The sequence below is a fragment of the Streptomyces sp. HPF1205 genome (genome assembly GCF_020400825.1).
Taxonomy (GTDB): Bacteria; Actinomycetota; Actinomycetes; order Streptomycetales; family Streptomycetaceae; genus Actinacidiphila.
Genome location: NZ_JAINVH010000068.1, coordinates 1 through 10,838, shown reverse-complemented (window position 1 = coordinate 10,838; position 10,838 = coordinate 1). Strand labels below are relative to the sequence as shown.

7 protein-coding genes are annotated in these 10,838 nt (G+C 69.7%); 2 read left to right on the top strand and 5 right to left on the bottom strand.

Going from position 1 to position 10,838, the window contains the following annotated elements; genetic code table 11:
• Positions 1-592 (top strand): ricin-type beta-trefoil lectin domain protein (locus tag K7G61_RS35245; RefSeq protein ID WP_225851236.1); only part of this gene is annotated, 592 nt, incomplete at its 5' end.
• Positions 593-714: 122 nt separating this feature from the next.
• Here the strand turns inward: K7G61_RS35245 and K7G61_RS35240 are convergent.
• On the bottom strand, positions 715-1,500 hold the full coding sequence (locus tag K7G61_RS35240) for a FadR/GntR family transcriptional regulator (RefSeq protein ID WP_225851235.1): 786 nt from the start codon (positions 1,498-1,500) through the stop codon (positions 715-717).
• Positions 1,501-1,748: 248 nt separating this feature from the next.
• On the opposite strand from K7G61_RS35240, the gene K7G61_RS35235 reads away from it, so the two are divergent.
• Positions 1,749-2,087, top strand: coding sequence for an L-rhamnose mutarotase (locus K7G61_RS35235; protein WP_225851234.1), 339 nt, complete (start codon positions 1,749-1,751; stop codon positions 2,085-2,087).
• 109 nt (positions 2,088-2,196) lie between these two features.
• Here the strand turns inward: K7G61_RS35235 and K7G61_RS35230 are convergent, their stop codons facing one another.
• From K7G61_RS35230 to K7G61_RS35215, 4 genes are all read right to left on the bottom strand, one after another.
• Positions 2,197-4,617, bottom strand: coding sequence for a ricin-type beta-trefoil lectin domain protein (locus K7G61_RS35230; RefSeq protein ID WP_225851233.1), 2,421 nt, complete (start codon positions 4,615-4,617; stop codon positions 2,197-2,199).
• A 132-nt stretch (positions 4,618-4,749) separates the two neighbouring features.
• Positions 4,750-6,288, bottom strand: a complete 1,539-nt coding sequence (locus K7G61_RS35225; protein ID WP_225851232.1) for an arabinofuranosidase catalytic domain-containing protein — start codon at positions 6,286-6,288, stop codon at positions 4,750-4,752.
• Positions 6,289-6,937: 649 nt separating this feature from the next.
• Positions 6,938-8,326, bottom strand: a complete 1,389-nt coding sequence (locus tag K7G61_RS35220; RefSeq protein WP_374204345.1) for a cellulose binding domain-containing protein — start codon at positions 8,324-8,326, stop codon at positions 6,938-6,940.
• Positions 8,327-8,517: 191 nt separating this feature from the next.
• Positions 8,518-9,990 carry a ricin-type beta-trefoil lectin domain protein gene (locus K7G61_RS35215; RefSeq protein ID WP_225851231.1) on the bottom strand — a complete coding sequence of 491 codons (1,473 nt, stop codon included), beginning with the start codon at positions 9,988-9,990 and terminating at the stop codon, positions 8,518-8,520.
• Between the last annotated feature and the right edge of the window lie 848 nt (positions 9,991-10,838).

Below are 10,838 nucleotides of genomic sequence, written 5' to 3'. Positions count from 1 at the left end.
GAGCCTGGCCGACCCCACGGGCGTGTCGATCTACCACAGCAAGTGCCCCTACGTACCCCCGGGCAGCACCACCACCGGCGGCACCACGACCGGCGGCACCACGACCGGCGGCACCACGACCGGCGGCACCACGACCGGCGGCACCACCACGGGCGGGACCACCACGGGCGGGACCACCACCGGTGGCGGCACCGGCGGGCCGGGTACCGGGCCGATCAAGGGAGTCGGCTCGGGGCGCTGCGTCGACATCAACAACTCCACGACGGCCAATGGCACACAGGCCCAGTTGTGGGACTGCAACGGCGGGGCCAACCAGCAGTTCACCTACACGTCGAGCAAGCAGCTCATGGTCTACGGCACCAAGTGCCTGGACGCCTCGGGGCAGGGAACCAGCAACGGCACCGCCGTGGTGATCTGGGACTGCAACGGCCAGGCCAACCAGCAGTGGAACATGAACGCCAACGGCACGATCACCGGAGTGCAGTCGGGGCTGTGCCTTGACGCCAGCGGCGCCGGCACCGCCAACGGCACGAAGATCCAGCTGTGGAGCTGCAACGGACAGACGAACCAGCAGTGGAGCATGGCCGGTTGAACCGACTGAACCGACTGAGCCGGTTGAATCGGCTTCCGGGTCCGGGCGCCCTGGCGCCCGGACCCTTCCGCCCGCCCGGGCCCCGGATCCTTCCGCCCGCCGCGGTGGCGCCATGCCGCGGTTCAGCCGAAGACGCGGCGCTGGATCTCGCGGCGGTAGTCCTCAAGTGTGTTGTCCAGGTGGACCGTCGCCGCCCGCGCCGCGGCCTCCGGGTCGCCGTCCCTGATCGCGCGGTGGATCGCCGCGTGCTCCGCCACGGCCTCCTCCGCGTGGCCGCCGACCGAGCCGCGCATCCCGATGATGCTCGACTGGTGCTGGAGGCGCCGGGCCTCCCGCACGGCCTCGACGAGGAACGGGTTCTGCGAGGCCTTGGCGACGCCGAGGTGGAAGTCCTCGTCGCCCCGGTCGAACAGCTCGTCCCTGCCGGTCAGGTGCCCTTCCCGGCAGGTCTCGACGGCCGCTTCGATCTCACGCAGGTCCGCCGGAGTCGCACGGGCGGCCGCCAGGCGGCTGGCGGCGACCTCCTGGACCCGGCGGAACTCGAAGAGCTGGTAGACGTGGTCGAGGTCGGTGGGCAGGAAGAAGCTTCCCCACCGGGACGAGCTCAGCATGCCCGCGTCGTTCGCCACGAACAGGCCGCGCCCCTTCTGGGCCCGGATCCGGCCGATGGCCGAGAGGATCTTGACCGCTTCCCGTACCACCGTCCGGCTGGTCCCCAGGCGTGTGGCCAACTGGTTCTCGGTGGGCATGCGGTCACCGGGCTGCAGCCGCAGCTCCACGATGAGCCGCAGGATCTCCTCCGCGACGAGTTCGTACCCGGGACGGTACGCCGCCGTCGCCGCGTCCTGCTCGGGGGCTTGCTCCGACGCCGGGGTGCCGGCAACGGCCACCACAGGATCGCCGTCCAACGGCGCGCCTCCTTCGTCTCGCGTCGCGGGCGGAACCCTGTGCGGCCCCTGGCCCTCGGGCGATCTTACACCCACCATTTTTGTCGGGCAATATGTGTAGGACTCATCCCGACTGGCCATATTGGGGCGATATCCCCATCCCGTCCGGCCGGTGGCGCGGACCTGTCGTCCGGGGTCAAGAATTGCGAAGATGCGCCTGCTCATCCTGCACCCGCCCGGGCCCTCCCCTTGGAACGAAGGACATCCGTATGAAGCGTTTCGCCCAGACGATCCGGCTGCGGCCCGAGCGGCGCGAGGAGTACCTGGAGCTGCACCGCGCCGTGTGGCCGGGAGTGGAGGCCGCGCTGCGTGCGGCGAACATCCGCAATTACACGATCTTCCTCCGCGACGACGTCCTGTTCGGCTACTTCGAGTACCACGGTGACGACCTCGACGCCGACCTCGCGTCCATCGCCGCCGACCCGGACACCCAGCGCTGGTGGCGGCTCACCGACCCGTGCCAGGAGCCCTGGCCCGACGCCGGGGCCGGCGGTCACTGGTCGGACCTGGAGGAGATCTGGCACCTCGGCGAGGAGCCCGGGGCCTGACGGCCACGGGCCACCGATCCGCCGGCGGGAGCCGCATCGCTCCCGCCGACACGGCGGCGCACCGGGACCGGGCCCCGGTGCGCCGCCGTTCGTCCGGCGGAAGGAAACCTCAGGAGAGGGTCCACTGCTGGTTGCTGCCGCCGTTGCAGGACCACAGCTCCACGAGGGCGCCGTTGGCCGTGGAGGCCCCGGTCACGTCCAGGCACAGGCCGGACTGCGCACCGGTGATGGTGCCGTTGGAGTTGACGTTCCACTGCTGGTTGCTCTGGCCGTTGCAGGTCCAGGTGACGACCTTGGTGCCGTTGCTGGTGCCCTGGCCGCTGGCGTCCAGGCAGAGCTGGCTCGCGCCGCTGTAGACCTGGAGCTGCCCGCCGGAGGTGCGGGTGAAGATCTGGCCGGCGCCGCCGGCGCAGTCGCGGATGTCCAGCTGGGTACCCGCGGTGGTCGAGGCGTTCGGCACGTCGAGGCACTTGCTCGCGCCCACCGCGTGCACCTCCCCGGGGGTGCCCCCGCCGCCGGTGTTCCCGCCGCCCGTCACACCTGCCTGGGAGATCACCTGCTGCGCGCCGGACGGCCAGTTGGTGCCGCTGACCGAGACGTTCCCGCTGAGCACGTTGTTGTGCGGGGAGCCGGTGGCCACATTGGCGACACCCGAGTTGTACCAGTTGGTGGAGAAGGTGTTGTCGTTGGTGTTGTTGGTACCGCTGGCGTTGGTGAAGGCCCACACACCGGAGTCCTGCACCACGTTGTTGCTGAGGTTCACGTAGCGGGAGCCCTCGTCGAGGTACAGGCCGACGCTGTGCTGGTTGTCGTAGATGTAGTTGTGGTCGATGCTGGCGCCGGGGTTGGCGGACAGGTTGTAGATGCTGCCGCCGTCGTGGAACACCTTCTTGATCCCGTGCACCAGGTTGTAGCTGACCACGGTGTTCTTCAGGGTGGTGGCCGTGGTGTAGACGGGCTGGTAGTTGTACAGGCCCCGGTTGCGGTAGTCCTGGCTGCCGCCGGGGTCGTTGGCGCCCCAGCCCCAGCCGACGTCGATGCCGTCGTAGGCGAGGTTGGCGACCTCGTTGTGGGTGATGACGGCGTGCGTGACGTAGGTCGACAGGATGCCGGCCATGTCCTTGTAGTCCTTGGCGACGTCGGTGATCCGGTTGCCCTGGATGGTGATGTCCTGGTTCGTCATCGCCGGGTCGGACGGGTGGTGGGCGTCGGGCTGGACGCCGCCGGCCACGATGCCCGCGCCGGAGTCGTCGGTGAACGTGCTGCCCGAGACGGTGATGCCGGACGCGCCCAGGCCGACGCCCGAGGCGTGGGCGTCGGCGTCGTTGCCGATACCGAGGCCGACCTGGCCCAGGTGGGCGAAGGTGTCACCGGTGAAGGCGATGTTCCGGGCCGCGGAGACCTGAACGGCCGCCGGCACCTGGTTCCAGCTGTTGCGGGCGGCCTCGAACAGCGGGCAGCCGGACTGGCAGGAGGTCATGAAGTCCGAGGGCTGGGAGAAGGAACGCCCCAGGAAGGTTCCGCTCTGCTGGTCGGCGTACCCCACGCTGGTGCTGGGCTGGAGCCAGGTGGTGTGGTTGAAGGCGATGCCCTGGAACGCGATGTCGTGCGCGGGGCTGCTGTAGCTGCCGCCGATCTGCAGCAGCGAGGTCAGCCGGGGCAGTTCGACGTCGTGGGAGGCGGGGTTCCAGCCCGAGGGCGCCTTGTAGTAGAGCTGTCCGGCCTGCGGGTCGAGGTACCACTGCCCGGCGCTCTTCAGGAACGAGTAGGAGTTCTCCAGTTGCAGCTGGCCCCCGGCGAAGGGCTTGAACAGGGTGTCGTAGCCCCAGTTGTTGTTGTTCCACGCGGGCTGCTGCATGGTGATCGTGCTGCCGCTGATGGACTGCACGGGGGCGTACCGGTCGGTGAAGGAGTTCTGGCTCTCCAGCTCGATGCGGTTCTGCTCCGGCAGCGAGGCCAGGTAGTTCAGGGCCGAGTTGACGATGGTCATCCCGCCCGCGTTGATGCTCACGTCGTTCCGCGAGATCGAGATCGCCGCCCGCGGTGCGAGCGACCCGTCGACGAACAGCTGCCGCGAGTCGGTGCCGACCGGGACGGACGCCGCGTAGATGTTGTTCCCCGAGTCCTTCAGCGACCAGCCGGTCACCTGCTGCCCGCCGGAGATCACCGGACTGGCGCCCTGGGCGGCCTGCCAGATGACGGTGTGCCCGTTGCTGCCCGAATCCGCGGCGCCGAGCACGAGCGGGTCGGACAGCCGGTACGTGCCGCCCGCGAGCTGCACCACGATGTCGCCGGTCATGTTGCCGTCGACGGCCTCCACGGAGGCCTTCGCCTGCGTCAGTGAACAGGGGGCCGAGGCCGAGCAGGAGGTGCCGCTGCCGGTCGGCGATACGTACAGGGTGGTCATGGTCGCCGCGTGCGAGGCCGCGGCGGGCGCGGCGACGACGACGCCGGCGGCCAGCGCCGTGACGACGGCCGCTCTGAGCGGTCGGCCGCCCTCGTGGCGGCGTCTGCGTGGGGTGAACAGCATGGGTCGCTCTCTTTTCACGGGGTGGGTTCGCTGGGCCGTCCCCGGCCGGTAGGGGCCGGGGACGGCTCTGGCGCGGCGTACGGCGGCCGCGCCGGTGGCCGGCGGCGGGTCAGCCGCGGGCAGCGGACGCGCTCAGCTGCGGGTCCACTTCTGGTTGCTGGCGCCGGTGCACTGCCACAGCTGAACCATGGTGCCGTTGGCGGTGCCGTAGTTGCTGGCGTCCAGGCACAGGCCGGTCTTCACGTTGGTGACGGTGCCGTCGGAGTTGATGTTCCACTGCTGGTTCGTGCCGCCGTTGCAGTCCCAGATGATCGCCCGGGTGCCGTTCGCCGTGCCGTTGGCCTCGTCGTCCAGGCACTTGCTGCCGTAGACGCGCAGTTCCTTGGCGCTGGTCGACGTCCACTGCTGGTTGGTGCCGCCGTTGCAGTCCCACAGCTCCGTCTGGGTGCCGTTGGTCTGGCTGAGGTTGGGCACGTCCAGGCAGCGGCCCGCGTTGCTGTTGCGCAGCGCGGTTCCGTTGCCGGGGGGAGGCGTGGTGCCGTTGCCGCCGTAGCCGGCCGCGGTGATGCTCGCCTGCACCGCGTTCTCGGTGGCGTCCGACGGGAAGCCGGCGGTGATGGCGCCCTCGAAGAACTCGCCCTGGCCCGACGGGCTGTTGTCGCCGCCGGTGCCCAGCAGCAGGGAGCTGTCGGTCTTCATGGGCGAGTAGCCGTTCGGCAGGCCGCCGGAATAGGTGGTGGTGAGCCCGCCGTTGGTGGCGTCCCCGTATTTCAGGGTGAAGTTGCTCGTCCCGTTGTTCTTCTCCCAGGCGCTGACGAACGGGAAGTGCACGCCCTGGTTGTTGGGGTCCTTGTTCGAGCCGCTGCCGGTGTGGTACATGCCGTTCTCCAGGTCGGCCTCGACCCAGGGACCGCTGCCCACGCAGTTGCCGAACCAGCAGGCGTTGCCCCAGTAGATGGAGTTCATGGTGGCGTTGCCGGTGTCGGTGTGGGAGTTCTCACCGCTGCCGTAGTCGAAGCAGCACCACTGGTTGGTGTAGTTCGACGAGGTCACCATGTAGATGCCCTCCGGCTGGGAGCCGGTGGGGGCGCCGTTGGCGTGGTCGATCCGGTAGCCGGTGCCGGGCGTGGACTTGATACCGAAGGCCTGGTGGCCGCCCACGGTGATCGGCAGGGCCGCCGCGTCGGCGCCGATGTCCGCGCCGTTGGCACCCGGTCCCTTCCAGTAGCCGCCCCACGAGATGGGCAGGTCGTTGTGCTTGCTGGTCTGGTCGTAGATCTTCGTGATGGTGCACGAGGTGCCGGCGCAGAAGGACGTCTGGGACGAGGCGTCGGCGTACCCGCCGGCCGCCAGCAGACCCACGTCGTGGTAGGCGTGGTCGGACGCGCGCTGCACCTGGTAGAGCGGCCCGTTGTACGCCGCGAACAGCGCGCGGGTCGTGGAATGCGCCGCGATACAGGGCGTGCCGCCCGCCGCGTAGATGTCACACGGCAGGTCGGTGGTCGCCGCCGCCGCCGCGGGACGGGCCGCGGCAGTTGTCTGCGTGGCGGGACCGCTCGCGGCGGCCCGGCCGCCGAACACGGCCGCGGCCATGGCGAGGGCCAGCAGGAGCACGGCGAGCGGTCTTACCCGGCGCAGGCCGGGCGGCCCAAAGGACGTGCGGTGATACATCGAAGCCTCCTTCGAGGAGAAACGTGCTCGGAACGGCGGTCTCCCGCGGACCGGCGGGCGAAGGAGATACGCGGACGCCTGCGCCCTGACCGCAGCAGGAGTGGGCGACCGGTTACTGCTCCGCTCACCGGTCCGTGCCGCCGAGGCCGGACACGGCGGCACGATGCATCAGGCTCATGAGCGATGACTCATGCCCCCGTGCCCCGCGGAGGCGGCTCGGACGTCGACTCACGCGAGACGCGGGTGTGACACCTCGTTCACGTGAGGTCCGGTCGTCGGCGCGGGACCCCCGACGTCGCCCGCGCCAGGAGTGGGCCGTACGGCCAGGTCAGGGTGGTACCTCTGGTCACAGGGACACTCCTGGGGGGAGGAATGCGGTCGCTCCCAGGTGATGTGAGCGCTCACATTCGGGTGGGGGGTCGCAGGCGTGTGCGCAGTCCGGCCGCGGGGGACTCCAGTGAATGCAGAAATGAGACTGACACATCCATGGGCCGTACCTCAAGAGGTGCGTCGTACAAGCCTTTTGCTGCCGGAGTCGTGCGCCCACCGCACACAGCGAGGCGCCGCCGCCGTACGAGCCGGTTGGGCTCGTACGGCGGCGGCCGGTGGAACCACTAGGACGCGCCGGTCGTGTCCGGCGTCCGTGCGGTCACGCGCTGGTGCAGGTGAGGGTGGGTGTGCTCGGGGTGCCGTTGGCGAGGAATCCGAAGGTGGTGGAGCCTCCTGCGGCCAGGGAGCCGTTGTAGGAGGCGTTGGTGACTGTCGCGGTCGATCCGCTGGTGGTCAGCGTGCCGTTCCACACCTGGGTGACGGTCTGTCCGCCGGCCAGGGTCCACTTGACGGTCCAGCCGCTGATCGCGGCGCTGCCGGCTGTCACCGTGACCTGGCCCTGGAAGCCGCCGGACCAGGAGTTGGTGGTGGAGTACGTGGCCGAGCACGCGCCGTTGCCGGTGCCACCCGTGGTCGTACCGCCGGTGGTGGTACCGCCGGTCGTGGTCCCGCCGGTCGTGGTGCCGCCGGTGGTGGTGCCACCCGTGGTCGTGCCGCCGGTCGTGGTGCCCCCGGTGGTCGTGCCGCCCGTCGTCGTACCCCCGGTGGTGGTGCCGCCGGTGGTGGTGCCGCCGGTGGAGTCGAACTGGGTGAAGAAGTTCCACACCACACCGGACGTCCAGGTGTGCCAGCCGTCGCACGTGCAGCCGTCTATGGGACCGGGGTCGTGTCCGGCCCCGTCGAACGCCGCCCACACGACCGGGTACCCGGCCTTGCAGCCGGAGTAGGCGGTGACGATGTGGGTCAGGCTGCCGTACGCCGGCTCCGGCGGGTTCTGGGGAGTGCAGCCGTTGTTCCTGACGAACGTGTCACGCAGCGACCGCCCGTTGGCGATGGGCAGCACGTTGTCCCTGAGGCCGTGCAGCCCGATGTAGGCGACGGGCTGGGTGCCGCCGCTGCACCCGCTGAGGTTCGCCCCGGAGTAGACCGCGACCGCGCGGAAGACGGTCGGCCGGGCACAGGCGAGCGCGTACGTCATCGCGGCGCCGTAGCTGAAGCCCGAGGAGAAGATCTGTCCCGTGTCGACGCACAGGCCGCCCTCCAGTTGCTTGAGCATGTCGTCGACGAAGGTGATGTCCTGGCCGTTGGTGTTCGCCCAGCCGTTGTTGATGCCCTGGGGCGCGACGAAGATGGTGCCGTTGTTCGCCTGGTCCGCGAGGCGCCGCAGGCCGTAGTACGACCAGTTGTAGCCGTCGGTGCCGCCGGAGTCGACGTCGTTGGCGGTGCCGCCCAGCCAGGGGAAACCGAAGATCAGCCGGTAGGGGTGGTTCTGGTCGTAGTTGGCCGGGACCCGCAGGATGTAGCTGCGGTTCTGGCCGCTGCTGGTGATGTTGTGCGTACCGCTCGACAGCGACGGCGCCTTGCCGCAGCCACCGGTCCCGGCGGCCGGGGCGGCCGTGGCTGTGCCGCTGCCCAGCGCGGTTCCGACGGCGGCCAGCACGAGGGCCAGGGTTGCCAGTACGGACATGAAGAGGCTTTTGCGTCTCATCGGCTCTTCTTTCGTGGGGGGAGAGGACGCGGGACGGTGGCCGCGGTCGGCCGGCCCGCGTCGAAACGATTCGACCCAAGCGGCGGATCCAAGGCGGATCCAAGGCGGATCCGGGGACGGATCCGGAGACGAATACGGTCCACGGCAGGCGCACACCCGCCTGCCGTGGACGATCGAGGGCCCGTGACCGCCTACTGACGGGTCCACTTCTGGTTGCTGCCGCCGTTGCAGGTCCACAGCTCGACCAGGGCGCCGTTGGCGGTCGAGGCGCTGGTGACGTCGAGGCAGAGCCCGGACTGGGGGTTGGTGACGGTGCCGTCGGAGTTGAGGCTCCACTGCTGGTTGCCGGCGCCGGTGCAGTCCCAGATGTCCACCTTGGTGCCCGGGGACGTGCCGCTGCCGGAGGCGTCGAGGCACTTGTTCCCGTACACCACCAGCTCCTTGGAGGCGTTCAGCGTCCAGGACTGGTTGCTGCCGCCGTTGCAGTCCCAGATCTCGGTCTGCGTGCCGTTGGCGGTCGAGGACTTCGGTACGTCGAGGCAGCGGTTGGAGCCGACGCCGCGCAGCACGTTGGTGCCGCCGCCGCCCGTGCCGCCGCTACCGCCTCCGGGGTTGGTGCCGGTGCCCCAGCCCCACTGCAGCCGGTCGAGGCCGGACTGGTTGGTCACGTTCACCGACAGGTTGGTGCCGCTGCCGCTGAGGGTGGTGATGGCGCACGAGGCGTTCTCGCACGGGCCGGGGCCCGAGGTCTGGTTCGCCTCCTTGACGCCGGTCCACAGGACGGAGCCCATGCCCAGGCTGCGGACGGTGTCGGTGATGCCGTAGAGGTAGGACAGGTCGTTGTTGCCGTCCTTGGGGCCGTTGTAGTTGACGCCCGTGTTCATGGGGACGCCGAACTCGGTGAGCACGGCCCGGTCGGCGTGGCCGCACAGGGCGCCGGTGAAGTCGTTGACCCACGCGGACTCGGTGGTGTGGGAGTCGCCGAACATGCCGTAGATGTGGATGGACAGCAAGGTGCCCGACAGCCTGGAGTCCGACCCGACGGCGCACAGGTTCCCGTCCGAGTACAGCCCGGGCACGATCACGTGGCCGCGGGGCAGGTTCGGGTAGCGGGCCAGCCAGGACGCCTCGAAGTTGGTCAGGTCGGTGGCGTTGTAGGCGTACGGCTCGTTCATGATGTCGAAGTAGAAGTTGCTCTTCGAGCCGTACTTGTTGATCATCGTGTCCCACATCTGGTTGAAGGACGCGGTGTCACTGACCTTCCCGCCCTGCAGCCAGGGGGCGACGATGACGTTCATGCCCAGCGCGGTCGCGGCGTCCAGGGCCGCGGTGTAGCTGTTCCACCAGGACCCGGAGGTGGTCGCCGCGTTGAATCCCATGCGGACGGTGTTGGCTCCCAGGCCCTGGAAGCCCTTCAGGATGGCGGTCGACTTCGTGTACACGGTCGAGTAGCTGTCCGACTGCGACAGCCCCACCGGGATGTTCGGGCCGGTGATGAAGTTGTCGTTGGGGTCCGCCCAGTTCACGCCGTGGAACTGCCCGGTGGTGGACGCGGCGGCCGCCGCCGGAGCGGCGTGCGCGGTGACGCCGCCTGCCAGCAACCCGGCCACCGCCATGGCCGTGGCGGCCAGGCATGCGGTCAGGCGCGGAATTCTGTTCTTCACTGCGGATCTCCTGGCGGTGGGGGGTGACGGCCAAGGGGTACTGTTGCGATCCCGCAATGTCGGCTGTGAACGTTAACACGCTCAACTTGTCGGACACATTCTGCTGGCCGATGAGATGCTAAGTCCTACAGGCAACGGCGGCAGCGTGCATCACCCCGCCGCCGCTGTCAACCCTTCTCGCACGCGTCACGTTGATCACGCAGGCACCGCTCTGCGGACATCGGCGTCCGCGTACACGGGCGTGGCGGGCGAGGGACATGGGAGGCGCGGTGGGCGCGCCGAGGAGACGCAAACGGGACCAATCGCCCTACGGGTCAACGCCGGGCCGATCGCTGCGAGTCGTATACGCGTCGGCTTCCGGCGCGGGGTGCCCGGCCCGCGGCGCGCCGGCGGAGCCGGCCGCGGGTCTGTGGCCAGGGGCGGGCGTCACACCCTTGACAGATCCGCGGAATTGAGAGCACCGTCTCACTCCGAAACCTCTCAGCAATCCCACTCTTCACAACAGCGCGTTCCTGCATTCTCGTGGTGTGAGCGCTAACACGGATCGCGGGCTGGATCGCGCCGCAGGTAGGGAGACCAGATGGGAACCAGACGCACAAGACGCTTCCTCCGTTTCGGCGGTCGGGACGTCCGGAGTCCGGGCGCGGCGGGAGAGCACGGCGGAGTACCCGGTGCCGAAGCCGGCCGGACATCCGTCAGTCCGCCCGTACGCTCGCGCCGTCTCTCGCTGAAGGTGCTGGCCCGGGTGGGGGCGGCGGCGGCCCTTGTCGCGGGTGCGCTGGTCGGGGCTTCGGCCACGGCCGGTACGGCGCAGGCGGCCGCGTCCGGCCCGTGCGACATCTACGCGT

What these genes read in the sequence shown, in the direction of transcription:
- K7G61_RS35235 (WP_225851234.1), top strand. Translation starts at nt 1,749, where the DNA reads ATGAAGCGTTTCGCCCAGACGATCCGGCTGCGGCCCGAGCGGCGCGAG.
- K7G61_RS35230 (WP_225851233.1), bottom strand. Translation starts at nt 4,617, where the DNA reads ATGCTGTTCACCCCACGCAGACGCCGCCACGAGGGCGGCCGACCGCTC.
- K7G61_RS35225 (WP_225851232.1), bottom strand. Translation starts at nt 6,288, where the DNA reads ATGTATCACCGCACGTCCTTTGGGCCGCCCGGCCTGCGCCGGGTAAGA.
- K7G61_RS35220 (WP_374204345.1), bottom strand. Translation starts at nt 8,326, where the DNA reads ATGAGACGCAAAAGCCTCTTCATGTCCGTACTGGCAACCCTGGCCCTC.